The 25,813-nt window shown below is 59.7% G+C and carries 24 protein-coding genes; 12 read left to right on the forward strand and 12 right to left on the reverse strand.

The window, feature by feature from the left end; all coding sequences use genetic code 11:
* Positions 1–43 precede the first annotated feature (43 nt).
* Entirely contained in the window at positions 44–631 is a 588-nt protein-coding gene (locus D8V06_RS08225) for a LysE family translocator (RefSeq protein ID WP_130930776.1), read from the forward strand.
* Here the strand turns inward: D8V06_RS08225 and D8V06_RS08230 are convergent, their stop codons facing one another.
* Together D8V06_RS08230 and D8V06_RS08235 are read right to left on the reverse strand one after the other, a co-directional pair.
* Positions 632–1,465, reverse strand: a complete 834-nt coding sequence (locus tag D8V06_RS08230) for an AraC family transcriptional regulator (RefSeq protein WP_130930777.1) — start codon at positions 1,463–1,465, stop codon at positions 632–634.
* Between the two features lie 33 nt (positions 1,466–1,498).
* Complete coding sequence (locus tag D8V06_RS08235; protein WP_056855572.1) at positions 1,499–2,002, reverse strand: VOC family protein; 504 nt, start codon at positions 2,000–2,002, stop codon at positions 1,499–1,501.
* Positions 2,003–2,267: 265 nt separating this feature from the next.
* Between D8V06_RS08235 and D8V06_RS08240 the strand changes: the two genes are divergently transcribed.
* From D8V06_RS08240 to D8V06_RS08265, 6 genes are all read left to right on the forward strand, one after another.
* Positions 2,268–2,516, forward strand: a complete 249-nt coding sequence (locus D8V06_RS08240) for a hypothetical protein (RefSeq protein ID WP_056855571.1) — start codon at positions 2,268–2,270, stop codon at positions 2,514–2,516.
* A complete protein-coding gene (locus D8V06_RS08245) occupies positions 2,516–3,670 on the forward strand; it encodes an NnrS family protein (RefSeq protein WP_130906772.1) in 1,155 nt (384 codons plus the stop codon). The genes D8V06_RS08240 and D8V06_RS08245 overlap by 1 nt, the downstream gene beginning before the upstream one ends.
* Before the next feature lie 354 nt (positions 3,671–4,024).
* Entirely contained in the window at positions 4,025–4,480 is a 456-nt protein-coding gene (locus tag D8V06_RS08250) for a (2Fe-2S)-binding protein (protein WP_056855569.1), read from the forward strand.
* A gap of 7 nt (positions 4,481–4,487) precedes the next feature.
* Positions 4,488–6,656 (forward strand): xanthine dehydrogenase family protein molybdopterin-binding subunit, encoded by a 2,169-nt coding sequence (locus tag D8V06_RS08255; protein ID WP_130906773.1) that lies wholly within the window; start codon positions 4,488–4,490, stop codon positions 6,654–6,656.
* 1 nt (position 6,657) lies between these two features.
* Positions 6,658–7,239 (forward strand): hypothetical protein, encoded by a 582-nt coding sequence (locus D8V06_RS08260; protein WP_130906774.1) that lies wholly within the window; start codon positions 6,658–6,660, stop codon positions 7,237–7,239.
* A 74-nt stretch (positions 7,240–7,313) separates the two neighbouring features.
* Entirely contained in the window at positions 7,314–7,895 is a 582-nt protein-coding gene (locus D8V06_RS08265; RefSeq protein WP_056855566.1) for a GGDEF domain-containing protein, read from the forward strand.
* 115 nt (positions 7,896–8,010) lie between these two features.
* Here D8V06_RS08265 and D8V06_RS08270 read toward each other — a convergent pair whose 3' ends face one another.
* The 9 genes from D8V06_RS08270 to gloB form a co-directional block, all read right to left on the reverse strand.
* Positions 8,011–8,436, reverse strand: coding sequence for a VOC family protein (locus D8V06_RS08270; protein WP_130905750.1), 426 nt, complete (start codon positions 8,434–8,436; stop codon positions 8,011–8,013).
* 218 nt (positions 8,437–8,654) lie between these two features.
* A complete protein-coding gene (gene fabI / locus D8V06_RS08275; protein ID WP_007937760.1) occupies positions 8,655–9,449 on the reverse strand; it encodes an enoyl-ACP reductase FabI in 795 nt (264 codons plus the stop codon).
* A 20-nt stretch (positions 9,450–9,469) separates the two neighbouring features.
* Positions 9,470–11,080, reverse strand: a complete 1,611-nt coding sequence (locus D8V06_RS08280; protein WP_056855564.1) for an ABC transporter ATP-binding protein — start codon at positions 11,078–11,080, stop codon at positions 9,470–9,472.
* Position 11,081: 1 nt separating this feature from the next.
* The gene (locus tag D8V06_RS08285) at positions 11,082–12,101 is read right to left on the reverse strand and encodes an ABC transporter permease (protein ID WP_056855563.1); all 1,020 of its coding nucleotides are present in this window, start codon (positions 12,099–12,101) and stop codon (positions 11,082–11,084) included.
* Position 12,102: 1 nt separating this feature from the next.
* Positions 12,103–13,176: a microcin C ABC transporter permease YejB gene (locus D8V06_RS08290; protein ID WP_056855562.1), complete on the reverse strand. Its 1,074-nt coding sequence runs from the start codon at positions 13,174–13,176 to the stop codon at positions 12,103–12,105.
* 4 nt (positions 13,177–13,180) lie between these two features.
* A complete protein-coding gene (locus tag D8V06_RS08295; RefSeq protein ID WP_130930778.1) occupies positions 13,181–15,022 on the reverse strand; it encodes an extracellular solute-binding protein in 1,842 nt (613 codons plus the stop codon).
* Complete coding sequence (locus tag D8V06_RS08300; protein WP_130930779.1) at positions 15,019–16,851, reverse strand: extracellular solute-binding protein; 1,833 nt, start codon at positions 16,849–16,851, stop codon at positions 15,019–15,021. Before D8V06_RS08300 ends, D8V06_RS08295 begins: the two co-directional genes overlap by 4 nt.
* 314 nt (positions 16,852–17,165) lie before the next feature.
* The gene (locus D8V06_RS08305; RefSeq protein WP_130930780.1) at positions 17,166–18,614 is read right to left on the reverse strand and encodes a transglycosylase SLT domain-containing protein; all 1,449 of its coding nucleotides are present in this window, start codon (positions 18,612–18,614) and stop codon (positions 17,166–17,168) included.
* 99 nt (positions 18,615–18,713) lie between these two features.
* Positions 18,714–19,481, reverse strand: coding sequence for a hydroxyacylglutathione hydrolase (gene gloB / locus D8V06_RS08310; protein ID WP_130930781.1), 768 nt, complete (start codon positions 19,479–19,481; stop codon positions 18,714–18,716).
* Positions 19,482–19,546: 65 nt separating this feature from the next.
* Here gloB and D8V06_RS08315 point away from each other — a divergent pair, with 65 nt between their 5' ends.
* The 5 genes from D8V06_RS08315 to D8V06_RS08335 all read left to right on the forward strand — a co-directional run bounded on the left by D8V06_RS08315 (position 19,547) and on the right by D8V06_RS08335 (position 24,935).
* Entirely contained in the window at positions 19,547–20,305 is a 759-nt protein-coding gene (locus D8V06_RS08315; protein WP_130905678.1) for a methyltransferase domain-containing protein, read from the forward strand.
* Between the two features lie 90 nt (positions 20,306–20,395).
* Complete coding sequence (rnhA, locus tag D8V06_RS08320) at positions 20,396–20,848, forward strand: ribonuclease HI (RefSeq protein ID WP_056855556.1); 453 nt, start codon at positions 20,396–20,398, stop codon at positions 20,846–20,848.
* Positions 20,849–21,037: 189 nt separating this feature from the next.
* Positions 21,038–21,796: a DNA polymerase III subunit epsilon gene (dnaQ, locus tag D8V06_RS08325; protein WP_130930782.1), complete on the forward strand. Its 759-nt coding sequence runs from the start codon at positions 21,038–21,040 to the stop codon at positions 21,794–21,796.
* Between the two features lie 254 nt (positions 21,797–22,050).
* Positions 22,051–24,306, forward strand: coding sequence for an arginine/lysine/ornithine decarboxylase (locus tag D8V06_RS08330; RefSeq protein ID WP_056855554.1), 2,256 nt, complete (start codon positions 22,051–22,053; stop codon positions 24,304–24,306).
* A 14-nt stretch (positions 24,307–24,320) separates the two neighbouring features.
* Complete coding sequence (locus D8V06_RS08335) at positions 24,321–24,935, forward strand: GNAT family N-acetyltransferase (RefSeq protein WP_056855553.1); 615 nt, start codon at positions 24,321–24,323, stop codon at positions 24,933–24,935.
* On the opposite strand, the gene D8V06_RS08340 is transcribed toward D8V06_RS08335, so the two are convergent.
* Positions 24,901–25,794, reverse strand: a complete 894-nt coding sequence (locus D8V06_RS08340) for a LysR substrate-binding domain-containing protein (RefSeq protein ID WP_130930783.1) — start codon at positions 25,792–25,794, stop codon at positions 24,901–24,903. The genes D8V06_RS08335 and D8V06_RS08340 overlap by 35 nt on opposite strands.
* Positions 25,795–25,813 lie beyond the last annotated feature (19 nt).

Raw genomic sequence — 25,813 nt, forward strand, 5'->3', positions numbered from 1 at the left:
TTTACCGTGGCGCCTGGTTCATTTGACTGAAAGTAGGTGTGCGATGAGTTTGATCATGTCCATGGCGGCATTTGCGTTGGCCGCTTCGATCACCCCGGGGCCGGTGAATATCGTGGCCTTGAGTTCCGGGGCGCGCTTCGGTTTCAAGGCCAGCCAACGGCACGTGGCCGGGGCGACCCTGGGATTCGTATTGCTGTTGGTGTTGATGGGGTTGGGCTTGCACCAGTTGCTGCAGCTTTGGCCCGCCATGACCCAAGTGGTGCAGTGGGCCGGCGTGGCATTCCTGTTGTACATGGCTTTCAAACTGGCGGCCGACGATGGGCAGCTGGAGGCGAATGATTCAGGTCGCGCGCCGTCGATGCTCTACGGCGCGGTCATGCAATGGCTCAACCCGAAGGCCTGGCTGGCCTGCGTGGCGGGCATGGGCGCGTTCGTTGCCGATGGCGAGGCGCGGTTGGTGTGGCAATTCGCGGCAATCTATCTGGTGATCTGCTATTTGTCGGTTGGCTGCTGGGCTTATGCCGGGACATTCTTGCGCGGCTATCTGAACAATCCGGCAAACATGCGCTGGTTCAACCGGAGCATGGCGTTGCTGCTGGCGGTGAGTGCGGTGTACCTGCTGCTCCCTTGATCAACCGCGATACTGACCTGGCGTCGCTGCCAGATGCTGCTTGAACGCCCGCTGAAAATGCGCCTGATCGGCAAAACCGGCCTCCAGCGCTACCTCGGCGATCAGCTTGCCGTTACGCAACTGATCGCGGGCGAACTGGATGCGCCGGTTGACCAGGAAAGCATGGGGCGTCATGCCATAGTGCTGCCTGAACGCGCGGATCAGGTAGGACGGTGACAGCTGCGCCGCTGCGCAAATATCTTCGAGCTTGAGCATTTGCGTGCAATGTTCGCGGATGAATTCGGCGGCGCGTTCCAGTTTGAAATTCGGTTCGCGCAATGGCTGTTCGACGGGGTTCAGTCGCTGTTGCACATCGCTGAAAAACTCCACCGCAGCACTGTGCTTGCGCAGCGCGTCCTGTTGCTGATCGACCAGCACCTCATAAAAGCCCAGCAGACCCGCAAACAGATCGGCGTCAGCGGTATGGGTGATCGCAAAGCGGCGAAACGCCAGGTCATCGCTGAACCCCAACTGATGCTGCAAGTCGGTTAGCCATGCCGTCTCGACATACAGCATCAAGTACGACCAGGGCTCGTCATCGATCGGATTGCAGGCATGCACATCGCCTGGGTTCATCAACACCACGGTACCGGCGTTGACCTCGAGCTGCGAGTGCTCGTGGACATAGGTGCTGCGCCCGGCAGTGATCGCACCGATGGAAAAGTGCTCGTGGGAATGCCGGGTGTAGCAGACCTCGCGCCCGTCGGCGATGGCGCGTGCTTCGATGAAGGGCAGGGCGTCATCACGCCAGAAGCGCGGGGCCTTCTCGGTATCCTTGGGCTTTGAGAGCTTCATGGTCAATCCTTGGCAGGTTCGCCTCGGAGTGTATTAGCTCTCACCGTCAAAGGCTCGTTTCAGCGTGGCGATATCGAGCTTTTTCATCTGCATCATCGCGGCCATGGCCCGTTGGGATTTGTTCGTGTCCGGGTCTTTGAGCATCTCCATCATCGCCACGGGCACGATCTGCCACGACACACCGTACTTGTCTTTGAGCCAACCGCATTGCTGGGCCTCGACCGGTCCACCCGCAGACAGCCGTCCCCAGAAATGGTCGACCTCTTCCTGGGTCTGGCAGTTGACTTGAAAAGAGATCGCCTCGTTGAACTTGAACTCAGGGCCACCGTTGAGTCCGGTGAACGTCTGTCCGTCGAGTTCGAAGCTGACCGTCAGCACGGAGCCTTCGGGGTGACCATGGATTTCTTGTCCGGCCTTGCCGTAGTGCGTGATGGCGGTGATTTTTGAGTGATCGAAGATCGCGCAATAGAACTTCGCAGCCTCTTCAGCCTGGCCGTCGAACCACAGGCACGGCGTGAGTTTTTGTACGTGGAGCATGGCGGGTCTCCTTGGCAGGTTTTTGCATGCTGGACTTTCAGCGTAGCCAGCCGCGGCCTCTAGGGTGGTGCCGTAGATCGACAAGTGTGCAAGCAGATGTTGTTGGATTGAAGTCAATATGACTATTCAATGAGTCGTAAAGACTATTATTGGGCTGAGTCGTTTTGACTCGGATTTGTTAACTGATTGATTATTAACGGCTGAATTTCTGGCACGGGACTTGATACCTCTCCAGTACAACTGAACTGCTACAGGAGTACGGAAAATGTTCCATTTCTTCAGCAATCCTCAGAATGTTCTGCAGCTTTCCAGTCGCGTGCTCGTGACTGGCCTGGCGATGCTAATGGCAGGCATCTACGGCGCTTACCTCTATGAAGGCCATCTGTCGATCCTGGCGCTGGTGTCGCTGCACGCGATGACCATCGTTGGGCCGACGCTGCTGAAAATCGGCTATGTCATGCGCCTGCTGTCCCAGCACCAGTTGTACAGGCCTTTCTCGAAGGTGATGGTTTGATGCGCAAACTGGCGGCTGCGCCGATTTTCAGTCTCGGGTTTCGTCCATTCTTTCTGGCGGGCGCGGCGTTCGCTGCGTTGGCGGTGGCGATCTGGGCCTTGTGGTTGTACGGTCGATTGCCTGGCGCGCAACCGGTGGGCGGCATGCTTGCCTGGCATCGGCATGAAATGCCGTTCGGGTTCGCCGTGGCGATCATCGCCGGCTTCTTGCTGACAGCCGTACCGAACTGGACAGGTCGGCCGGGGCTCAACGGGTGGCCATTGATCGCACTGATGCTGGTGTGGCTGCTGGCGCGTCTTGCCTGGGTCCTGCCGGTGTCGCCTGCTGTTTTGCTGTTGTCGCAGCTTCCGTTTTTGCCCTTGTTGGCCTGGGTGCTGGGCCGTGATCTGGTGGCTGCCGGCAAGCGCGACAATTATCCGGTTTTGTTGATGGTGACGTTGCTGGCCGGGTGTCAGGCCATGACACTTTGGGGCCTCTGGATCGAAGAGCTCGATCTGCAGCGGCGTGGAGTGCTGGCGGCGTTGTGGCTGATCGGTGCGTTGATGAGTGTGATTGGCGGTCGAGTCATCCCGTTCTTCATTCAGCGTGGATTGAATCGGCCGGCTTTACCGGCAGCCAATCCATGGCCGACCCGGGTCTTGTTGGTGAGTGGTTTGCTGGTCGCGCTGACATTCCTGGTGGGTTTGCAGGACGTGCCCAGGCTGTGGCTGGCGGCGGTGTTTGCGCTGATGGCGTTATTGCATTCGTTTCGTCTGTGGCGCTGGCATGATCGAGGCCTGTGGCGGGTACCGCTGTTGTGGTCGTTGTATCTGTCTTACGTCTGGTTGGTGGTAGCGGTTTTTGCCATGGCGCTGTGGCACCTCGGGTTGATGGCGCAACAGAGTCTGGCCACTCATTCGCTGGCGGTCGGTGGTGCGGGTGGGTTGATTTTGGCAATGATTGCCCGGGTCAGTCTGGGGCATACCGGGCGGGCGTTGCAGCCTTCCAGGGTTGTGGTGATGGGGTTTGTGCTGATTCTGCTGGCGGGTTTGTCGCGGGTAGTGCTGGTGCCGTTTTCCGGGTTGGGACTCGGGCTTTCGGCGTTGTTGTGGTGTTTGGCGTTTGCGGTGTTTTTGTTGCGCTATACCGGGGTTTTGATGGGGCCAAGGGTTTAGAGCTTGCGAAAATTGAGTCGGTTGACCCACCGCGTGCTCGCGAAAAACGTCCGGCCAACGCGATCATTCAGACAGTGCGCGTCATCGTTAACGTCCATCGCGGGCAAGCCCGCTCCCACAGGGACCTCTAGCGCCTCAATCCCGTGTATGACCGGGATCACTGTGGGAGCTGGCTTGCCAGCGATGGCGGCCTACAGGCACCACAAAACTCACCATCGGTGACCGGTGGTCGATACACCCCGGCCATCAAGTCATTTTGCGCTTAGCTGTAGGGATAACCCGAGGCGGCGCACAGGGATCAGATCACCGCAGCGACGCCCCTTCAGAACACCGTGAGTCTGAGGACCTTCGCAAATGCTGACCCTGAATATCAATGGCAAGGACCAGGAACTGGATGTCCCCGCGGATATGCCGCTGCTCTGGGTCTTGCGTGATGTTGCTCACCTGACCGGGACCAAGTTTGGCTGCGGCATGGCCCAGTGCGGTGCCTGCACCGTGCACGTCGACGGCACGCCGCTGCGTTCCTGCATCACGCCGGCCACCGCAGTGGCTCACGGGCAAAAAATCCTCACGATCGAAGGGCTCTCCCTCGACGGTTCGCACCCGGTGCAACAAGCCTGGGCCGAACTCGATGTGGTGCAGTGCGGTTACTGCCAGTCAGGGCAGATCATGTCGGCCGCGGCGTTGTTGGCGAAGATCCCGAAGCCGACCGATAGCGACATTGATCAGGCGCTGTCGGGCAATATCTGCCGCTGCGGCACTTACCCGCGGATCCGCGCCGCAGTCAAACGCGCTGCCGAATTGGGTTGAGGTGATTATGGACAGTCTCAATCCGCTTTCACGTCGCGGTTTTCTCAAGGGCACTGCCGTGCTGGGTGGGGGACTGGTGGTGGCGTTCGTCATCCCCGGTACCCACCGTTTTGCCGGGGCGGCGGAGAATCAGGGCAATGTGTTCGCGCCCAATGCATTCCTGCGGATCGGCAATGACAACAGCGTTACTGTACTGCTCGGCCATTCGGAAATGGGTCAGGGGGTCTGGACCGGCCTGACCATGTTGATCGCCGAAGAGCTGGACGCCGACTGGTCGAAAATCAAGGTCGAGCATTCGCCAGCCTCGGCTGCCGATTACGGCATGGCCGGGTTCGGCGGGATGCAGATCACCGGCGGTTCCACCTCGACCTGGATGGAATTCGACCGGTATCGCCAGGCCGGCGCGGCGGCGCGGTTGATGCTGATCGATGCCGCGGCCAAGCGTTTCAATGTGCCGCCTTCGCAGATTCGTACCGAATCCGGCGTGGTCATTGCCGGCGACCAGCGCGCCACGTACGGCGAGTTGGCGGATGATGCCGGCAAGTTGCCTGTGCCGGACCCGGCGTCGATCAAGCTCAAGGAAGCCAAGGACTGGAAGCTGATTGGCAAACCCACCAAACGCCTGGACACCCCGGAAAAAATCACCGGTCGGGCGAAGTTCGGCATGGACGTGCAGTTCGACGGTTTGCTGACTGCCATGGTCGCCCGATCGCCGGTGTTCGGTGGCAAAGTCAAATCCTTCGAAGGTGCCGAGGCGTTGGCGATACCGGGCGTGCACAAAGTGGTGCAGGTGCCGACGGGCGTGGCGGTGATTGCCGATCATTACTGGGCGGCGAAGCTCGGTCGCGATGCCCTGCACGTCGATTGGGACCTGGGGCCGAATGCCGGTCTCGACAGTCAGAAGCTGCTGGAAAACTTTCGCAAACTCGCCGCCACCCCAGGCTTGCCCGCCAGCAAGGCAGGGGATGCCCAGGCTGCGTTGGCCAAGGCTGCAAAGAAGCTTGAGGTCGAGTACAGCGTGCCTTACCTGGCCCACGCGCCGATGGAACCGCTCAACTGCACCGTAAAGATCACCCAGGATAAATGCGAGATCTGGACGGGCACGCAATTCCAGACCCTGGACCAGATGATCGCCGGGAAAATCACCGGTCTTAAACCCGAGCAAGTCGAAATCCACACCGAATTCCTTGGGGGCGGTTTCGGCCGACGGGCCAACCCGACCTCGGATTTTGTCGCCGAAGCGGTGCACGTGGCGAAAGCGGCGGGTGGACCGGTCAAAACCGTGTGGGCGCGGGAGGACGATATTCGTGGCGGTTATTACCGCTCAGCGTTCCTGCACCAGGCACAGGTCGGGTTGGGTGCCGATGGGCTGCCGGTGGCGTGGAAGCACGTATTGGTCGGGCAGTCGATCATGGCCGGCACTTCGCTCGAAGCGAGCATGGTCAAGGATGGCATCGACAAAACCTCGGTCGAAGGCGTGGCGGACAGTCCTTACCTCGCGGGAATGGCCGATCATCAGGTGGATCTTCATTCGCCGCAAACCGGCATCAGCGTGTTGTGGTTGCGTTCGGTGGGGCACACGCATACGGCTTTCGTCATGGAATCATTGATCGATGAATTGGCCGATGCGGCGGGCAAGGACCCGGTGGAATATCGACGGACACTGCTCAAGGAGCACCCGCGTCATCTGGGTGTCTTGAACCTGGCCGTAGAAAAGGCCAACTGGAAAGCGCCACTGCCGGACGGTCATGCCCTGGGCGTGGCGGTGCATGAATCCTTCGGCAGTTACGTGGCGCAGGTCGCCGAGGTGTCCCAGGACAACCTGGCAATCCGCGTGCATCGCGTGGTATGCGCAGTGGATTGCGGGATCGCGGTCAACCCGCAAAGCATCGCCGCGCAGATGGAGTCAGGCATTGCCTTTGGCCTGGGTTTCACCCTGCACAGCCATCTGACGTTCAATGAGGGTCAGGTGGTGCAGTCCAATTTCCATGATTATCAAGTGCTGCGGCTCAACGAGATGCCGATAGTGGAAGTGCACATCGTGCCCAGCAGCGACAAGCCTGGAGGGATCGGCGAAGTCGGCGTACCGCCTACCGCACCGGCAGTGGCCAATGCGGTTTTTGCCTTGACTGGGCAACGCCTGCGGGAATTGCCGCTGCAACTGTCGGGGGTGTGAGATGAAACGACACCATTGGTTGCTCGGCTCGGTGTTGTTGCTGGGTCTTTTTGTTTATGCGACGGAGCTATTTGCCGAGGACAAGGCGGCATTGAAGGCCTTCGACACCGTGCAACAAGTCTTCCAGAGCCCACGTTGCCAGAACTGCCACATTCCCGGCGATGCGCCGTTGCAATTCGATGCCGGAACACCCCACGCGATGAATGTGGTGCGAGGCCTGGACGGCAAGGGGGCGGCCGGGTTGCCTTGCGCCAGCTGCCATGCCGAAGCCAATCCCCCGGCCAGTTACGGTCCCAACGCACCACCGGGAGCGCCGCACTGGAGTCTGCCGCCCGCGGCGCACAAGATGGCCTGGATCGGCCTGCCACCTGACAAGCTGTGCGCCATGATCAAAGACCGCGGGAGCAATGGCGACCGTGATTTCGCCGCGCTGCTCAAGCATGTCAGCGAAGACAAGCTGGTGCTATGGGGCTGGAATCCTGGCGGCAATCGCGCCCCGGTGCCGGTAGCGCACGATGTTTTCGTCGCGCAATTCAAGCTCTGGACGGAGGCCGGTGGACCGTGCCCGGTGACGGGTAGCTGACCAACGGCTGGTAAACAGGGAGTCAAACCCGATATCCAGGGCTCTAAAGAACATACCCGCCAATGGAGTATGTGATGCTGATTTCAGGCAAGCCACACAAGAAAAGCGTCTGCGCAGACCCTCTGCGCACGCCCGCACAGGAGCGCGAAATGTTGCGCGACCTGGCCCGCAAGGCTGAACAGGAGCTGACGGGCGTGCAGATGGCTAGCATGGATGAGCTGACGCTGTTGTCTAATCGCCATGGCTTTTTGGCCTTGGCCCAAATGGGGCTGGATGCCTGCGCTCAACTGGAACGGCCAGCGACGCTGCTGTTCTTCAACCTCGATGATTTCAAGCGTATCAACTACCTGTTCGGGCATGCCGAGGGCGACGATGCCTTGAAAACCTTTGCCGATGTGTTGCGCATCGGCTTCAGGGAAAACGATGTGATCGGCCGACTGGAAGGCGCAACCTTTGTCGCGTTGTTGACCGGTTCCGGCAGCGTGGATCCCGCGGCGATCAAGGCGCGGCTTGAGGAAATGCTCGATGAGCGCAACGCCACGGTGCATCGTGGCTATGACATCAGGTTCAGCATCGGGCAGATCGAATTCGACCCCACCGTGCATGGCTCGGTGGAAGAGCTTTTGGCTGAGGCGCAAGCGGTGTTGGGCCGCTAGTTTTGTACTGAATTGGCTGGCCTCATCGCGAGCAGGCTCGCTCCCACAGTTTGATCAGCGGTGTTCACAAATCCCCTGTGGGAGCCTGTCGCGATGACACCCTTACAGTCTGCGCTTATTTGGCAAATAACTGCCCGATATCCTTGAACGCCTTGAATTCCAGCGCATTCCCGCATGGATCGAACAAAAACATTGTCGCCTGCTCACCCACCAACCCTTGAAAGCGAATCCCCGGCTCAATCACGAATCGCGTACCCAGGGACTGCAAACGCTCAGCCAGCGCCTCCCATTCCGCCATCCGCAACACCACACCGAAATGCGGCACCGGCACGTCATGCCCGTCAACGGCATTGGTATGAGCGGCTTCTTGTGAGGCATTTTTCGGTGCCAGGTGTATCACCAGTTGGTGGCCGAAAAAGTTGAAATCGACCCAATGATCGCTTGAGCGACCTTCTTCCAGGCCAAATACCGCACCATAAAAGTGCCGCGCGGCGGCCAAGTCGTAAACGGGAATGGCCAAGTGAAAGGGGGATAGTTGCATCGGGCTAGTCTCGGTCATGGGAAGTTGAGTTGAGTTTAGCCATGTGTATATCGATTTAAAGACGATAGTTGTTGTGACGAGCTCTTCAGGCAAGGCGCGTTATCGTTGACGTCCATCGCGAGCAGGCTCGCTCCTACAGGGGGTTGTGTTGTTTCTGAACATCCCAGCCAATAAAAAACCCGCCGAAACAGGCGGGTTTTTTTGGGGCTAAGCGAAGATCACTCTTCGATGTTGCCCATCGCGGTGGTGTTGAAGCCGCCGTCGACGTACATGATTTCACCGCTGATGCCCGACGCCAGGTCGGAGCACAGGAAGGCGCCGGCGTTGCCGACTTCTTCGATGGTGACGTTGCGACGCAGCGGGGTTTGCGCTTCGTTGGCAGCCAGCATCTTGCGGAAGTTCTTGATGCCGGAAGCGGCGAGGGTGCGGATCGGGCCAGCCGATACGCAGTTGACGCGGGTGCCGTCCGGGCCCAGGGAGCCGGCCAGGTAACGCACGCCAGCTTCCAGCGAAGCCTTGGCCATGCCCATCACGTTGTAGTTCGGCATGGTGCGCTCGGCGCCCAGGTACGACAGGGTCAGCAGGCTGCCGTTGCGGCCTTTCATCATTTCGCGACCGGCCTTGGCCAGGGCCACGAAGCTGTAGGCGCTGATGTCGTGAGCGATGCGGAAACCTTCACGGGTGGTGGCTTCGGTGAAGTCGCCGTCCAGTTGGTCGCCCGGGGCAAAGCCGACAGAGTGCACGATGCAGTCCAGGCCGTCCCACTTCTTGCTCAGCTCTTCGAAGACCTTGGCGATTTCGGCATCGCTGGCCACGTCGCACGGGAAGCACAGCTCCGGGCTCGAACCCCAGCCTTGTGCGAACTCTTCGACACGACCCTTGAGTTTGTCGTTCTGATAAGTGAAGGCAAGCTCAGCGCCCTCGCGATGCATGGCGGCAGCGATGCCGGATGCGATGGACAGCTTGCTGGCGACACCGACGATCAGTACGCGCTTACCGGCGAGAAAACCCATGTGTTGCTCCTCTTTTCAGGTTATTGCGCAGTGGCTGGTGCCAAAAAAGCGGCTTCCAGCAACTGCTGTGTATACGGATGTTGGGGGGCGGCAAAAATGCTTTGCGCGTCTCCCTGTTCGACCACTTGGCCATGCTTGACCACCATCAGTTGGTGGCTCAGCGCTTTGACGACAGCCAGGTCATGGCTGATAAACAGATACGTCAGGTTGTACTTGCTTTGCAGTGAGCGCAAAAGCTCCACCACTTGGCGCTGTACGGTGCGGTCGAGGGCCGAAGTCGGCTCGTCCAGCAAAATCAACGCCGGTTTTAGCACCAATGCCCGGGCAATGGCGATTCTCTGCCGTTGCCCACCGGAAAATTCGTGGGGGTAGCGGTTCCGGGTTTCCGGATCCAGGCCTACCTCCTTGAGTGCCGCAATAATCGCTTGTTCCTGTTCGGCTTCGGTGCCGATTTTGTGGATCCGCAAGCCTTCGCCAACGATCTGGCTCACGCACATCCGTGGGCTCAGGCTGCCAAACGGGTCCTGGAACACCACCTGCATCTCTCGACGCAGCGGCCTGACTTGTTGCTGAGTCAGGCAGTCTAGCTGTTTGCCTTCAAAACGGATCGCGCCTGTACTGCCGATCAACCGCAAAATCGCCAGCCCCAACGTCGACTTGCCGGACCCGCTTTCCCCCACAATCCCCAGGGTCTGGCCCTGGGGCAGGCTGAAATTGATCCCGTCCACCGCTTTTACGTAATCCACCGTGCGCTTGAGCAGGCCTTTCTTGATCGGGAACCAGACCTTCAAGTCCTCGACCGTGAGCATCGGCGGCCCGATTTCATTGGTTGCCGGCGTCCCGCTCGGCTCCGCTGCCAGCAAAATCCGAGTGTACGGATGCTGCGGCGCGCGGAACAACTCTTCGCACGATGCCTGTTCGACGATGCAACCGCGCTGCATGACACATACGCGGTGCGCAATTCTTTTCACAAGGTTCAAATCATGGCTGATCAGCAGCAATGCCATGCCCAGGCGTGCCTGCAATTCCTTGAGCAACTCGAGGATTTTCAGCTGAACGGTCACGTCCAGCGCGGTGGTCGGTTCGTCGGCGATCAGTAGCTCCGGCTCGTTGGCCAGCGCCATGGCGATCATCACTCGCTGGCGTTGGCCACCGGACAACTCATGGGGCAGGGCTTTGAGGCGCTTGTGCGGCTCGGGAATGCCGACCATCTCCAGCAACTCCAGGGTGCGCCGGGTCGCGATCTTGCCGGTCAGGCCCTTGTGGATGCCCAGCACCTCGTTGATCTGCTTCTCGATCGAGTGCAGCGGGTTGAGCGAGGTCATCGGCTCCTGGAAGATCATTGCGATCCGGTTGCCGCGGATGTGGCGAATGGTTTTTTCCTTCAGGTCCAGCAAGTTCTGGCCGGCATACTCGATGGTGCCGGACGGGTGCCGGGCGAGCGGGTAGGGCAGCAGGCGCAGGATCGAGTGCGCAGTCACTGACTTGCCGGAGCCGCTTTCACCGACCAAAGCCAGGGTTTCGCCACGCTTGATGTCGAAACTGACGCCTTCAACCACACGCTGACTGTTGTCACCGACAACGAATTCGACGGCGAGGTCGCGCACTTCGATCAGATTGTCCTGATTCATTTCACTTCCTCGGGTCGAAGGCATCGCGAGCGGACTCGCCGATAAACACCAGCAAACTCAACATCAACGCCAGCACCGCAAACGCGCTCATGCCCAGCCACGGCGCCTGCAGGTTGGATTTCCCCTGGGCCACCAACTCGCCCAGCGACGGACTGCCGGCCGGCAAGCCGAACCCGAGGAAATCCAGGGCGGTCAGCGTACCGATGGCGCCGGTCAGGATGAACGGCATGAAGGTCATGGTCGAAACCATGGCATTGGGCAGGATATGGCGAAACATGATCGCGCCATTCTGCATGCCCAGCGCCCGCGCCGCACGCACGTATTCCAGGTTACGCCCACGCAGGAACTCGGCGCGCACCACGTCCACCAGACTCATCCAGGAAAACAGCAGCATGATCCCCAGCAGCCACCAGAAGTTGGGCTGGACGAAACTGGCGAGGATGATCAGCAGATACAGCACCGGCAACCCGGACCAGATCTCCAGGAACCGCTGTCCGGCCAGATCGACCCAGCCGCCATAAAACCCCTGCAATGCCCCTGCGACCACGCCGATGATCGAACTCAGCAGTGTCAGTGTCAGGGCGAACAGCACCGAGACGCGGAACCCGTAGATCACTCGTGCCAGTACATCGCGGCCCTGGTCGTCGGTGCCCAGCAGGTTGTCCGCCGAGGGCGGTGCCGGTGCCGGGACTTTCAGGTCGTAGTTGATGCTCTGGTAGCTGAACGGGATCGGCGCCCATAACACCCAGGCGTCCTTGGCCTTGAGCAGCTCGCGGATATACGGGCTCTTGTAGTTGGCTTCCAGCGGGAATTCGCCGCCGAAGGTGGTCTCCGGGTACCGCTTGAGTGCCGGAAAGTACCAACCGTTGTCGTAATGCACCACCAGCGGCTTGTCGTTGGCGATCAGCTCGGCGCCCAGGCTGGCGCCGAACAGGATCAGGAACAGCCACAGCGACCACCATCCGCGCTTGTTGGCCTTGAACAGTTCGAAGCGGCGGCGGTTGAGAGGGGACAGGTTCATCTCAATGCTCCCGGCTTTCGAAGTCGATGCGCGGATCGACAAAGGTATAGGTGAGGTCACCGATCAGTTTCACCACCAGCCCCAGCAGGGTGAAGATGAACAGCGTGCCGAACACCACCGGGTAATCGCGGTTGATCGCTGCTTCGAAACTCATCAGGCCGAGGCCGTCGAGGGAGAAGATCACTTCGACCAGCAGCGAGCCAGTGAAGAAAATCCCGATGAATGCCGACGGGAATCCGGCGATCACCAACAGCATGGCGTTGCGGAATACGTGGCCGTAGAGCACGCGGTGTCGGGTCAGGCCCTTGGCTTTGGCGGTGACCACATACTGCTTGTTGATTTCGTCGAGAAAGCTGTTTTTGGTCAGCAGGGTCATGGTCGCGAAGTTGCCGATCACCAGCGCGGTCACGGGAAGCGCCAAGTGCCAGAAGTAGTCAAGAATCTTGCCGCCCGTGCTCAGTTCATCAAAGTTGTTCGAGGTCAGCCCACGCAAAGGGAACCAATCCAGATAACTGCCGCCAGCAAACACCACGATCAGCAGGATGGCGAACAGGAACGCCGGAATCGCATAGCCGACAATGATCAGCGAACTGGTCCAGACATCGAAGTGGCTGCCATGTCGCGTGGCTTTGGCGATCCCCAGGGGGATCGACACCAGGTACATGATCAGCGTGCTCCACAGTCCCAGCGAGATCGACACTGGCAGCTTTTCCTTGATCAGGTCGATGACCTTGGCATCGCGGAAAAAGCTGTCGCCGAAATCCAGTGATGCGTAGTTCTTGACCATGATCCACAAGCGTTCCGGCGCCGATTTGTCGAAGCCGTACATGTGCTCGATTTCCTTGATCAGCGCCGGGTCCAGGCCCTGGGCACCGCGATAGGCGGACCCGGCCACCGACACCTCGGCACCGCCGCCGGCAATGCGGCTGGTGGCGCCTTCGAAGCCTTCGAGCTTGGCGATCATCTGTTCCACCGGCCCGCCGGGGGCGGCCTGGATGATCACGAAGTTGATCAGCAAAATGCCGAACAGGGTCGGAATGATCAGCAGCAGTCGCCGAAAAATATACGCCAGCATCTGATTACTCCATGCCTGCAGGGTCGGCTTGCAATTTGGTTTCGATTTCTATGGCCGGTTTGGCATCGGGCTTGATCCACCAGGTATTGATGCCGATGTCGTATTTGGGCGAGACCTTCGGGTGACCAATGTGATTCCAGTACGCCACGCGCCAGGTTTTGATGTGCCAGTTGGGAATGACGTAATAGCCCCATTGCAGCACTCGGTCCAGTGCCCGGGCGTGGGCCACCAGGCTTTTGCGCGAATCGGCGTTGATCAATTGCTCCACCAACTGATCCACCACTGGATCTTTCAGGCCCATGGAGTTGCGGCTGCCAGGTTTGTCGGCAGCCGCGGTCATCCAGAACTCACGTTGTTCGTTGCCCGGCGAGTTGGACTGCGGGAAGCTGCCGACGACCATGTCGAAATCCCGCGAGCGCACGCGGTTGACGTACTGTGAGACGTCGACCCGGCGAATCACCAGCTCGATGCCCAGGTCGCTGAGGTTGCGTTTGAACGGCAGCAAAACCCGTTCGAACTCGGTCTGCGCCAGCAGGAATTCGATACTTACCGGTTTGCCGGTGGCATCGACCATTTTGTCATCGACGATACGCCAGCCGGCCTCTTGCAGCAGTTGATAGGCCTTGCGTTGCTGGGTGCGGATCATGCCGCTGCCGTCGGTGACAGGGTTCTGGAACGCTTCACTGAACACCTGCTCGGGAATCTTGCCGCGGAACGGATCGAGGATCGCCAGTTGATCGGCGTCCGGCAGGCCGGTGGCGGCCATTTCCGAGTTCTCGAAATAACTGCGAGTACGCGCGTAGGCGCCGTTGAACAGTTGCTTGTTGGTCCATTCGAAGTCCAGCAACAGCGTCAGGGCCTGGCGCACACGCACGTCCTGGAACACCGGTCGGCGCAAGTTGAAGACGAAGCCTTGCATGCCGGTGGGGTTGCCGTTGGGGATCTGTTCCTTGATCAAGCGACCCTCGGTGACAGCCGCAATGTTGTAGGCGTTGGCCCAGTTCTTCGCGGTCATTTCCAGCCAGTAATCGAACTGCCCGGCCTTGAGCGCTTCGAGCGCCACGGTGTTGTCACGGTAATAGTCGGTGGTCATGACATCGAAATTGTAGAAGCCGCGATTCACCGGCAGGTCCTTGCCCCAATAATCCTTGACCCGCTCATAGCGCACCGAACGTCCGGCCTTCACCTCGCTGACTTTGTACGGACCGCTGCCCAGCGGCACTTCGAGGTTGCCTTTGTTGAAGTCGCGGGAGGCCCACCAATGCTTGGGCAGCACCGGCAACTGGCCGAGGATCAATGGCAGTTCGCGATTGTTGCTGTGTTTGAATTTGAACAGCACGGTCAGCGGGTCTTCGGCAACCACATCGGCGACGTCGTTGTAGTAGCCGCGGTACATCGGCGCGCCATCCTTGATCAGCGTCTGGAAGCTGAACACGACGTCTTCGGCACGCACCGGATGGCCGTCGTGGAAGCGCGCTTCGGGCCGCAGATAGAAGCGCACCCAGTCGTTGTCCGGAGCCTTCTCGATCCTGGCCGCGATCAGGCCGTACTCGGTGAAGGGCTCGTCAAGGCTCTGCTTGGCCAGGGTGTCGTAGATCAGGTCGATGTCGTTGGCCGCCACGCCTTTGCTGATGAACGGGTTGAGGCTGTCAAAGCCGCCGAACCCGGCCTGGCGGAATTTGCCGCCCTTGGGAGCATCCGGATTGACGTAGTCGAAATGTTTGAAATCGGCCGGGTATTTCGGCGGTTCGTTGTACAGGGTCAGGGCATGTTGCGGGGCGGCGCTGGCCAGCCCGGCGAACAACAGGGCGCTGGCCTGCAAGAGCAGGGCGCTGATGGCTTTCATCGATCTTTCTCCGAAGATTTCAGCCACCACGCGCTCAAGCCCAGGGTGTAGGGCGGCGTGGTGACGAAGGCGAACCGGTTGCGGTACGCCAGGCGGTGATAATTGAGGTACCAGTTGGGAATGATGTAGTGCTGCCACAGCAGCACCCGGTCGAGGGCTTTGCCGGCAGCGACTTGTTCGTCGCGGGTCTTGGCCGCGAGCAATTGCTCGAGCAGATGATCGATCACCGGGTTGGCGATACCGGCGTAGTTCTTGCTGCCCTTGACCGCGACCTGGCTGGAATGGAAGTACTGCCACTGTTCCAGGCCGGGGCTGAGGGTCTGGTTGAGGGTCATCAGAATCATGTCGAAGTCGAACTGGTCGAGGCGCTGTTTGTATTGGGCGCGATCCACCGTGCGCAAGCGCGCATCAATGCCGATGCTGGCGAGATTCTCGACGTAAGGCTGGAGAATGCGTTCCAGGTTCGGGTTGACCAGCAGGATTTCCAGGCGCAGCGGCTGCCCGGCGGCGTTCTGCAAGCGCTGACCATTGAGCTTCCAGCCGGCTTCGGCGAGCAGGCTCAGGGCCTGGCGCATGGTTTCCCGGGGAATGCCGCGACCCTGGGTCTGCGGCAGGCTGAACGGTTCGCTGAGCAATCGGGCGGGCAGTTGCTCGCGGTACGGCTTGAGCATTAGCCATTCATGGCCGACCGGCAGGCCGGTGGCGGAAAACTCGCTGTTGGGGTAGTAGCTCGTGGCGCGTTTGTAAGCGTCGCTGAACAGCGTGCGGTTGGTCCATTCGAAGTCGAACATCAGCCCCAGCGCTTCCCGAACCCGGGGTTCAGCAAACGTCGGGCGCCGGCTGTTCATGAACAAGCCTTGGGTCTGGGTGGGGATCTGGTGCGCAATCTGTGCCTTGATCACTTCGCCACGACGGATTGCCGGAAAGTTGTACCCAGTGGCCCAGTTCTTGGCCTGGTGTTCGATATAGATGTCGAACTCGCCGGCCTTGAACGCTTCGAACGCCACGTCGCTGTCGCGATAGAATTCGACTTCCATACGGTCGACATTGTACTTGCCGCGGTTGACCGGCAGGTCCTTGCCCCAATAGTCCTTGACCCGTTCGAAAACGATTTGTCGCCCCGGCGTCACCGAGGTGACGCGATACGGCCCGCTGCCCAGCGGTGGTTCGAAGGTCGTGGCCTTGAAGTCGCGGTTTTTCCAGTAATGCTGCGGCAGCACGGGCAACTCGCCAAGGCGCAGGATCAGCAATGGATTGCCGGCGCGCTTGAATACGAAGCGAATGCGCTGAGGATTGAGGATGTCGACCCGCAATACTTCCTGAAGATTGGTGCGGTATTGCGGGTGACCTTCCTTGAGCAGCAAGCGGTAGGAGAACGCTACGTCGTAGGCGGTGATGGGCGTGCCATCGTGGAAGCGTGCTTGCGGACGCAGGTTGAACACCACCCAGCTGCGGTCTTCACTGTACTCGACCGATTGCGCGATCAGGCCATAGCTTGAGGTGGGCTCGTCGCCGGATGGTGCGTACTGGCCGGTGCCGACCATCAGCGGTTCGTTCAACTCGTTGATGCCGTATTGAAGGAAGTTCGGCGTGGCAACCGGGCTGGTGCCTTTGAAAGTGTAAGGGTTGAGCGTATCAAACGTGCCAAACGCCATTACCCGCAACGTACCGCCCTTGGGCGCTTGCGGGTTGACCCAGTCGAAGTGGGTGAATCGGGCCGGATACTTGAGCGTGCCGAACTGCGCATAACCATGGCTTTCGCTGATCGTCGCGCTTGCGGTGGAGCTCAAGGCCAGGCTGATCAGGAGCGGGAGCAGGGGACGCTTCAAATAAGAAATCCGATCCAGCGGCTTGGGCTTTGTGGCCCGTACAGTAACAGCTTGTATGGACAGGAAAAAGACGGGGGGTTAATGCGCTCTTAATTACTGGCAAGACAGTTCTGCCTGCGCCAATCCCGTGGCGAGGGAGCTTGCTCCCGCTCGGCGGCGAAGCCGTCGTAAATCCAGTGCACGCGGTATGTCAGAAGTATCCAGGGATCAGGGTTTGGGGCTGCTGCGCAGCCCAACGGGAGCGAGCTCTCTCGCCACAAAGCCTTTCGATGCTGCAAAGATAAAAAAGCCCCTGATAATCAGGGGCTCGTTTTTTAGTGCGGATTGGAAACCGTCAGCATCTGACCTGGCTTCAATGCCTGGCCGACACGTGGATTCCAGCGCTTGAGGTGCTGCATTTCAACATTGAAGCGCTTGGCCACGATGTACAGCGAATCGCCTTGCTGAACCTTGTACTTCGACTGCGGTTTTTTGTCCGTGCTCTTGGTCTTGGCATTGGCCGCGACGACGGTGTTGATGCGCCCGGCGCTGCGCTTGCTGGTGTCCTGCATGACCAGGGTCTGGCCGGGCTTGAGGTTCTTGCCGGACAGTTTGTTCCAGCGCTGAAGGTCCTTGACGTCGACGTTGTTGTCCTTGGCGATGGAGCCCAGATTGTCGCCGCGCTTGACCCGGTAACTGCGTTTGGCGCTGGCCACTGCCGTGCTGTCCGAGCCTTCGAAGACCGGTTTGAGCGGTTTCTTGCTGATCAGCTCTTCCGGACGCATCGTCTGCAGGCTGGTGGTCAGCAATTGCGCCTTGGACGTCGGCACCAGCAAATGCTGTGGGCCGTCGATGGTGGTGCGTTGCTTGAAGGCCGGGTTGAGCTGGAACAGTTCGTCTTCGTCGATGTTGGCCACCGCCGCGACCTTGGACAGGTCCATGCGCTGGTTGATTTCGACGACCTGGAAGTACGGTTCGTTGGCGATCGGGTTGAGGTTCACCCCGTAGGCTTCCGGTGCCAGCACCACTTGCGACAGGGCCAGCAGCTTCGGCACATAGGCCTGGGTTTCTGCCGGCAGCGGCAGGTTCCAGTAGTCGGTTGGCAGGCCGAGCTTTTCATTGCGCTCGATGGCACGGCTGACCGTGCCTTCACCGGCATTGTAGGCGGCCAGCGCCAACAGCCAGTCGCCGTTGAACATGTCGTGCAGGCGGGTCAGGTAATCCATCGCGGCGGTGGTCGAAGCGGTGATGTCGCGACGGCCATCATAGAAACGGGTCTGGCGCAGATTGAAGTAACGCCCGGTGGACGGGATGAATTGCCACAGGCCCACCGCATTGGCGCGGGAATAGGCCATCGGGTTGTAGGCGCTTTCAATCACCGGCAGCAGCGCCAGTTCCAGCGGCATGTTGCGTTCTTCCAGGCGTTCGACGATGTAGTGAATATAGAGGCTGCCGCGTTCCCCGGCGTTTTCGAGGAAGGACGGATTGCTGGCGAACCACAGGCGCTGTTGTTCGATGCGCGGGTTCACGCCGACGTTGTCCTGCAACTGAAAGCCCTGGCGCATGCGCTCCCAGACGTCCTGCGGGATCTGCGGGCTCGGCTTTTCGCTGAGCCAGATGGGCTTCTGCTTGGCGCGGGCCGCCACGTTCGGCGTATGTGTCGCTTCAGGCTGCGGAGCGTGGCTGGAACAGCCCGCCAACGTGGCGGACACAGCCACCGCTATGGCTTGAGCCAAGCGGGTCAATGCGTCTGAATTGATGGACTTACGTATGGATGACGACATTGGCTGGAAGTAAGTTCCGGGCAAAAATGTCGGGCGATTCTAGAAAGCGGACCCCCTGCGGTCAACCATTCAGCGTTTTTGGACCATCGTGCAAGCTGTTTAGAACGTGTCTTTCCACGCCCTGAGCGCAGCAAAAACCATATCGGGCCGAGAGTTATCGGTGCCGGTCCGTTCGTCCGCTTTTTCTTTAACGAATGTTTCGCCGGTGCGCAAAAACGGATTAGTGCGCTTTTCCAGGGCCACCGTGGAAGGCAGTGTGATGACCCCGGCTTCTCGTTGTCGAGTGACGCTAGCCAGGCGTTCAAGGGTGTCTGGATTGCCCGGTTCGACAGCAGCGGCGAAGCGCAGATTGCTCAGGGTGTATTCGTGGGTGCAGTAGACGCGGGTGTCCTCGGGTAGGGCGGCCAGACGCGACAGCGAGGCGTACATCTGTTGCGGCGTGCCTTCGAACAATCGCCCGCAACCGGCAGCGAACAGGGTATCGCCACAGAACAGCAGACCGCTGTGATAATAGGCAATGTGGCCCAGGGTATGACCGGGTACGGCGATGACATCAAAATCATGGCCCAGTACGGTAATCCGGTCGTCGTTCTTCAGCGCGACGTCCCGCGCCGGGATTTTTTCGCTGGCCGGACCATAGACCTTCGCGTCCGTCGCTTTCTTCAGCTGCTCGACGCCGCCGACATGGTCATGATGATGGTGAGTGATCAGAATATCAGTCAAGGCCCAACCCGGATTGGCCGCGAGCCAGGCTTGCACCGGGGCTGCGTCCCCTGGATCGACCACCGCGCAGTGGCGGGTGGCAGTGTCTTGTAACAACCATATGTAGTTGTCGGTGAAGGCGGGCAGGGCAGTGATCTGTATCATCGTCGGATTCGCCAAGCTGGAAACAATGGCGCATCTTAGAACTTCCTGGCGCGTTGGAGAATGCAATGACCGATAAAGCGTTCGCTCAAGCTGATCCTGACTGGCTGGCGCTGATCAGCACGGCCCGTGAATGGCTGTCCGGCCCCATCGGGCAATTTTTGCTGGACGAAGAACGGCGCATGCTCGAAGACGAACTCGGGCGGTTCTTCGGTGGCTACCTGGTGCACTACGGCCCCTCGGCGCAGACGCCGCCTTCTGCACCTCAGGTGCAGCGCAATGTGCGCTTGGGTGCGCCCTTGCCGGGTGTCGAGATCGTCTGCGAAGAGCAGGCCTGGCCACTCAGTGAACATGCGGCCGATGTGGTGGTGTTGCAGCACGGGCTGGATTTCTGCCTGTCGCCCCATGGGTTGCTGCGTGAAGCCGCGAGCAGTGTGCGGCCTGGCGGGCACCTGTTGATCATCGGTATCAATCCCTGGAGCAGTTGGGGCTTGCGTCATGTGTTTGCCCATGACGGGTTGGGCAAGGCTCGCTGCATTTCTCCGTCACGGGTGGCTGACTGGTTGAACCTGCTGGGCTTCGCGCTGGAGAAACGCCGCTTCGGGTGCTATCGTCCGCCGCTGGCTTCACCTGCCTGGCAGACCCGTCTGGCTGGCTGGGAACGCAAGGCCGGCGACTGGCAGTTGTCTGGCGGCGGCTTCTATTTATTGGTGGCGCGCAAGATCGTCGTAGGCCTGCGGCCGCTGCGTCAGGAACGCCGCGAAACAATGGGCAAGTTGATTCCGCTGCCGATGGCCAAGGTCAATCGTCGCAATATCGAGCCGTAATACCTCATATCATTTTCCGACCGGGTTGCCCCGGTCTCGGGCGTTGTCGATCAACGATCGGCGAGCCACCGCATTTTCTGGATAGATTGCATGAGCGATAGCGTAGAACTCTTCACCGATGGCGCCTGCAAAGGCAACCCTGGCCCTGGCGGCTGGGGTGCGTTGCTGGTGTGCAAGGGCGTTGAAAAGGAACTCTGGGGAGGCGAAGCCAACACCACCAACAATCGCATGGAGTTGATGGGCGCGATTCGCGGCCTGGAAGAACTCAAGCGTTCATGCGATGTGCTGCTGGTGACCGACTCCCAGTACGTCATGAAAGGCATCAACGAGTGGATGGCCAACTGGAAAAAACGCGGCTGGAAAACTGCAGCGAAAGAACCCGTGAAGAATGCCGACCTGTGGAAACTGCTCGACGAACAGGTCAACCGCCACAACGTCACCTGGAAGTGGGTGCGCGGGCACATTGGCCATCACGGCAACGAGCGCGCTGACCAACTGGCCAACCGCGGCGTGGATGAAGTGCGCGGTTACAAACAAGACTGAATGTGTGCCTGCTGATCGTTCCCATGCTCTGCGTGGGAATGCAGCCCGGGACGCTCTGCGTCCCATTGGAACCCGGAGCGTCCCTTGAGACATTCCCACGCAGAGCGTGGGAACGATCAATCAAAGACCCCAGCGAGCGTGTTAACATCGCCGCTTTTGCACGATTGACCGATTGAGAGCTGAGCACTGATGGCCACCAGATCCGTTGTACTCGATACCGAAACCACCGGCATGCCGGTGACCGACGGCCACCGGATTATCGAAATTGGTTGTGTCGAGTTGATCGGTCGGCGCCTGACCGGTCGGCATTTTCACGTTTACCTGCAACCGGACCGTGAAAGTGACGAGGGTGCCATCGGCGTCCACGGCATCACCAACGAGTTTCTGGTAGGCAAGCCGCGTTTCGCTGAAGTGGCCGAGGAATTCTTTGAATTCATCAAGGGCGCGCAGCTGATCATCCATAACGCGGCGTTCGACGTTGGCTTCATCAACAACGAATTCGCTCTGATGGGCCAGCACGATCGTGCGGACATCACGCAGCACTGTACGATCCTCGATACGCTGATGATGGCCCGGGAACGTCACCCCGGGCAGCGCAACAGCCTCGATGCCCTGTGCAAACGCTATGGCGTCGACAACTCCGGTCGTGAACTTCACGGCGCCTTGCTCGACTCCGAGATTCTTGCTGACGTCTACCTGACCATGACGGGCGGCCAGACCAGTCTCTCGCTGGCCGGCAATGCCTCCGACGGCAATGGTTCCGGTGAGGGGGCTGACAACTCCGCCACGGAGATCCGCCGTTTGCCGGCTGGTCGCACGCCAGCCCGCATCATTCGCGCCAGTGAAGAAGAATTGGCCCAGCACGCAGCGCGCCTGGAAATCATCAGCAAATCCGCGGGCGCTCCGGCGTTGTGGTTGCAATTGGCTGAGGCGGCAGCGCAGGCCTGATGTGCGCTCATCTGCATGCGCTCATCTGTCTACGGTCATCTATCTGCGGTCATCTGTAGGAGCAAAGCTTGCTCGCGATAGCGTTTAAAAGATCGCTATCGCAGGCAAGCCTTGCCCCTACAAAAAAAATTTTCGCTACAAAATAGTGCGGCGCCGGTACCGCTTCAGTGCAACGCACTCGCCACATCGGCTGCGACCCTCTACCCTGAGGTGATTGGCAGGCTCTGGCCTGCCGCCTCAGGACACTGAGCCCCATGTATAAAGATTTGAAATTCCCGGTCCTGATCGTCCATCGCGACATAAAGGCCGACACCGTTGCCGGCGACCGTGTGCGTGGAATCGCCCGGGAGCTGGAACAGGAAGGTTTCAGTATCGTTTCGGCGATGGACTACACCGAAGGACGCTTGGTCGCATCCACCCATCACGGCCTCTCGTGCATGTTGATCGCGGCGGAGGACGCCAGCGCTCACTCGCATTTGTTACAGAATATGGCCGAACTGATCGGATTGGCGCGAGTGCGTGCGCCCGATCTACCGATTTTCGCCCTCGGCGAGCAAGTGACCCTGGAAAACGCACCCGCCGACGCGATGGCCGAGCTGAATCAGTTGCGCGGCATTCTCTATCTGTTCGAAGACACGGTGCCGTTTCTCGCAAGGCAAGTGGCGCGGGCCGCACGCAAATATCTGGATGGGTTGCTGCCGCCGTTCTTCAAAGCCTTGGTGCAACACACCGCCGATTCCAACTATTCGTGGCACACCCCCGGACACGGTGGTGGCGTGGCGTACCACAAGAGTCCGGTGGGGCAGGCGTTTCATCAGTTTTTTGGGGAAAACACCCTGCGCTCGGATCTGTCGGTGTCGGTGCCAGAACTAGGCTCTTTACTGGACCACACTGGCCCACTGGCCGAAGCCGAGGCCCGGGCGGCGCGCAATTTTGGCGCCGATCATACGTTCTTCGTCATCAATGGCACGTCCACCGCCAACAAGATCGTCTGGCATTCGATGGTCGCCCGCGATGACCTGGTGTTGGTGGACCGCAATTGCCATAAATCGGTGTTGCATTCGATCATCATGACTGGCGCCATCCCGTTGTACCTGTGCCCGGAGCGTAACGAACTGGGGATCATCGGTCCGATTCCCTTGAGCGAATTCAGTCCCGAAGCGATTCAGGCCAAGATCGACGCCAGCCCGTTGACCAAGGGCCGGGCGCCCAAGGTCAAGCTCGCGGTAGTCACCAACTCGACGTACGACGGCCTCTGCTACAACGCCGAGCTGATCAAGCAGCAACTGGGCAACAGCGTCGAGGTATTGCACTTCGACGAAGCCTGGTATGCCTACGCGGCGTTTCATGAGTTTTTCAGCGGGCGTTATGGCATGGGCACCTCCCGTGGACAGGACAGTCCGTTGGTGTTCACGACCCATTCCACCCACAAGCTCCTGGCGGCATTCAGCCAGGCATCAATGATTCACGTGCAGGACGGCGGTGCAAGACAGCTGGACCGAGACCGTTTCAACGAAGCGTTCATGATGCACATCTCGACCTCGCCGCAGTACGGCATCATCGCCTCGCTGGATGTCGCTTCGGCCATGATGGAGGGGCCGGCCGGTCGTTCGCTGTTACAGGAGATGTTCGATGAGGCCTTGAGCTTTCGCCGCGCCCTGGCCAACTTGCGTCAACACATCGCGGCGGATGACTGGTGGTTTTCCATCTGGCAGCCACCTTCGGCTGAAGGCATCAACCGCGTGGTCACCGAAGACTGGTTGCTGCAACCGGACGCTGACTGGCACGGCTTTGGCGGCGTGACCGACGATTACGTGTTGCTCGATCCGATCAAGGTCACCCTGGTGATGCCGGGGTTGACCGCCGGTGGTGCGCTCAGTGAACGTGGGATTCCCGCAGCGGTTGTCAGCAAATTCCTTTGGGAGCGTGGGCTGGTGGTGGAAAAGACCGGGTTGTATTCGTTCCTGGTGCTGTTTTCCATGGGTATCACCAAGGGCAAATGGAGCACGTTGCTCACCGAATTGCTGGAGTTCAAGCGCAGCTATGACGCCAACGTCAGTCTGGCCAGCTGTCTGCCGTGCGTGGCACAGCAACATGTCACGCGCTATCAGGGCATGGGGCTGCGTGACCTGTGCGATCAGTTGCATGCCTGTTATCGCAGCAATGCCACGGCCAAACACCTCAAACGCATGTACACGGTCATGCCGGAAATCGCCATGAAGCCGGCTGACGCCTATGATCATTTGGTACGTGGCGAAGTCGAAGCCGTATCGATCGATGCGCTGGATGGGCGAATCGCTGCCGTGATGCTGGTGCCGTATCCCCCGGGCATTCCGTTGATAATGCCAGGGGAGCGTTTTACCGGAGCGACCCGCTCAATCATTGACTACCTGGCGTTTGCTCGCACGTTCGATAGCAATTTTCCGGGGTTCGTTGCTGATGTGCACGGATTGCAACATGAAGACGAGGGCAATGGGCGGCACTACACCGTCGATTGCATCAAGGAATGAGGACCTTTCCCAGTATGCAGCCGGTCATGAATCCGAATCATCCAGGGCTGTCGGTGCGCGTCGCCGACGAAGGTTTTGCTGCCTACATCTGGGGCAGCGATTTCAGTTTTGAGGTTGCCGCCTACGGAGCGCCTGAAATAGGGCAGCCGGTCGAGCAATGGCGAGTCACCCCCATTACCCCTTATCGTAAATGCTATGGCATCGATCCCGAGGAATTCAGCAGTTTTCGCGATGCACCGGACAGTGCGATTTTCATGGCATTCCTGGATGACGAGCCGGTAGGGCACTTGGTGATCAGCACCAATTGGAACGGTTTTGCCCATATCGACGAACTGGCGGTGCACGCTCCGGCGCGGCGCCACGGGGTGGCCAAGGCGTTGCTGGATGTGGCGCAGTTCTGGAGTCGCAAGAAGAAACTGCCGGGCATCATGCTCGAAACCCAGAACAACAACCTCGGTGCCTGCCGCTTGTACGAGCGTTGTGGCTATGTGATTGGCGGCATCGACCACCTGCGCTATCGCGGCATTGACCCCAATACTGCCGAGGTCGCGCTGTTCTGGTATCGATTGTTCGATAACCCGCTGGAAAACCCGATCAGTTCGTCAGCATCGCCGCGGCTTGTTCCGTGATGATGGTCAGCAAGGTCTGGACGGCGGGGGATGGCTCGCCGTTCTTCAAGGTCAATGCGTAGACGCTGATCGGTACGGCAGGTGCCAGTGGGCATACATCGAGCCCGGCCGATTTGGCACCGAGGGCGGTAAAGGGGTCGACAATGGCCAGGCCTTCACCGGCTTCGACCATGCTGCGCATCATCTGGTGGGTCTGAACCCGGGTCTGGATCACCGGTGCCGGACGCAAGCCATGCAGCTTGTTTTCCAGAGCGGGGCTCAGCGGGTCATGGCCTTCGAGACCGACCATCGCCTGGCCAGCCAGGTCTTGCAGGGAGATGTACTTTTGCTTCGGTTGCAGCCAGCCATGGGGAGCCAGCAATTGCAGCTTGCCTTGGGCAATCACCTGGCAATCGATTTCTGCGCGATCCGGGTCATGCAGGCTCAGGCCCAGGTCGCTTTCGCGCAGCAAAAGGCTTTTGACGATGTCCCGGGTGGGCTGGCTCAGGAGGGTGCAAGGTGCGCCGGGCAGGCGTCGGCGCAAGGCCGCGATGCTTTGTGGCAACAATTGTTGGGCGAGGGGCGGGGTGCAGATGATGCGTAACGGCGGTGCCAGGTATTGTTTGAGGCTATTGGCCAGGCGTTGCACCGGTTCAAGCGCATCGTAGACGCGGGCAATTTCTACCTGGAGCTCCCGTGCTTCGCGCGTAGCCTGCAACCGCCCGCGCACGCTGGAGAACAGCATGAAACCCAACTGGCCCTCTGCGTCGCGCAAAATACCTTCGACCTCGGCCACCGGCAACTGCAACCATTCGGCGGCGGTGCCTGTGTGACCGGTCTGAAGGAGCGCCTGGATCACTTCGATATGGCGTAAGCGCATGCGTGAAGTCCATGTTCAG

Source organism: Pseudomonas sp. Sample_24 (assembly GCF_004307605.1).
Taxonomy (GTDB): Bacteria; Pseudomonadota; Gammaproteobacteria; order Pseudomonadales; family Pseudomonadaceae; genus Aquipseudomonas.

What these genes read in the sequence shown, in the direction of transcription:
- D8V06_RS08305 (WP_130930780.1), bottom strand. Translation starts at nt 18,614, where the DNA reads ATGTCGTCATCCATACGTAAGTCCATCAATTCAGACGCATTGACCCGC.
- D8V06_RS08280 (WP_056855564.1), bottom strand. Translation starts at nt 11,080, where the DNA reads ATGAATCAGGACAATCTGATCGAAGTGCGCGACCTCGCCGTCGAATTC.
- D8V06_RS08290 (WP_056855562.1), bottom strand. Translation starts at nt 13,176, where the DNA reads ATGCTGGCGTATATTTTTCGGCGACTGCTGCTGATCATTCCGACCCTG.
- D8V06_RS08270 (WP_130905750.1), bottom strand. Translation starts at nt 8,436, where the DNA reads ATGCAACTATCCCCCTTTCACTTGGCCATTCCCGTTTACGACTTGGCC.
- dnaQ (WP_130930782.1), top strand. Translation starts at nt 21,038, where the DNA reads ATGGCCACCAGATCCGTTGTACTCGATACCGAAACCACCGGCATGCCG.
- D8V06_RS08265 (WP_056855566.1), top strand. Translation starts at nt 7,314, where the DNA reads ATGCTGATTTCAGGCAAGCCACACAAGAAAAGCGTCTGCGCAGACCCT.
- D8V06_RS08255 (WP_130906773.1), top strand. Translation starts at nt 4,488, where the DNA reads ATGGACAGTCTCAATCCGCTTTCACGTCGCGGTTTTCTCAAGGGCACT.
- D8V06_RS08340 (WP_130930783.1), bottom strand. Translation starts at nt 25,794, where the DNA reads ATGCGCTTACGCCATATCGAAGTGATCCAGGCGCTCCTTCAGACCGGT.
- D8V06_RS08330 (WP_056855554.1), top strand. Translation starts at nt 22,051, where the DNA reads ATGTATAAAGATTTGAAATTCCCGGTCCTGATCGTCCATCGCGACATA.
- D8V06_RS08295 (WP_130930778.1), bottom strand. Translation starts at nt 15,022, where the DNA reads ATGAAAGCCATCAGCGCCCTGCTCTTGCAGGCCAGCGCCCTGTTGTTC.
- D8V06_RS08260 (WP_130906774.1), top strand. Translation starts at nt 6,658, where the DNA reads ATGAAACGACACCATTGGTTGCTCGGCTCGGTGTTGTTGCTGGGTCTT.
- rnhA (WP_056855556.1), top strand. Translation starts at nt 20,396, where the DNA reads ATGAGCGATAGCGTAGAACTCTTCACCGATGGCGCCTGCAAAGGCAAC.
- D8V06_RS08250 (WP_056855569.1), top strand. Translation starts at nt 4,025, where the DNA reads ATGCTGACCCTGAATATCAATGGCAAGGACCAGGAACTGGATGTCCCC.
- fabI (WP_007937760.1), bottom strand. Translation starts at nt 9,449, where the DNA reads ATGGGTTTTCTCGCCGGTAAGCGCGTACTGATCGTCGGTGTCGCCAGC.
- D8V06_RS08245 (WP_130906772.1), top strand. Translation starts at nt 2,516, where the DNA reads ATGCGCAAACTGGCGGCTGCGCCGATTTTCAGTCTCGGGTTTCGTCCA.
- D8V06_RS08230 (WP_130930777.1), bottom strand. Translation starts at nt 1,465, where the DNA reads ATGAAGCTCTCAAAGCCCAAGGATACCGAGAAGGCCCCGCGCTTCTGG.
- D8V06_RS08235 (WP_056855572.1), bottom strand. Translation starts at nt 2,002, where the DNA reads ATGCTCCACGTACAAAAACTCACGCCGTGCCTGTGGTTCGACGGCCAG.
- D8V06_RS08285 (WP_056855563.1), bottom strand. Translation starts at nt 12,101, where the DNA reads ATGAACCTGTCCCCTCTCAACCGCCGCCGCTTCGAACTGTTCAAGGCC.
- D8V06_RS08315 (WP_130905678.1), top strand. Translation starts at nt 19,547, where the DNA reads ATGACCGATAAAGCGTTCGCTCAAGCTGATCCTGACTGGCTGGCGCTG.
- gloB (WP_130930781.1), bottom strand. Translation starts at nt 19,481, where the DNA reads ATGATACAGATCACTGCCCTGCCCGCCTTCACCGACAACTACATATGG.
- D8V06_RS08225 (WP_130930776.1), top strand. Translation starts at nt 44, where the DNA reads ATGAGTTTGATCATGTCCATGGCGGCATTTGCGTTGGCCGCTTCGATC.
- D8V06_RS08335 (WP_056855553.1), top strand. Translation starts at nt 24,321, where the DNA reads ATGCAGCCGGTCATGAATCCGAATCATCCAGGGCTGTCGGTGCGCGTC.
- D8V06_RS08240 (WP_056855571.1), top strand. Translation starts at nt 2,268, where the DNA reads ATGTTCCATTTCTTCAGCAATCCTCAGAATGTTCTGCAGCTTTCCAGT.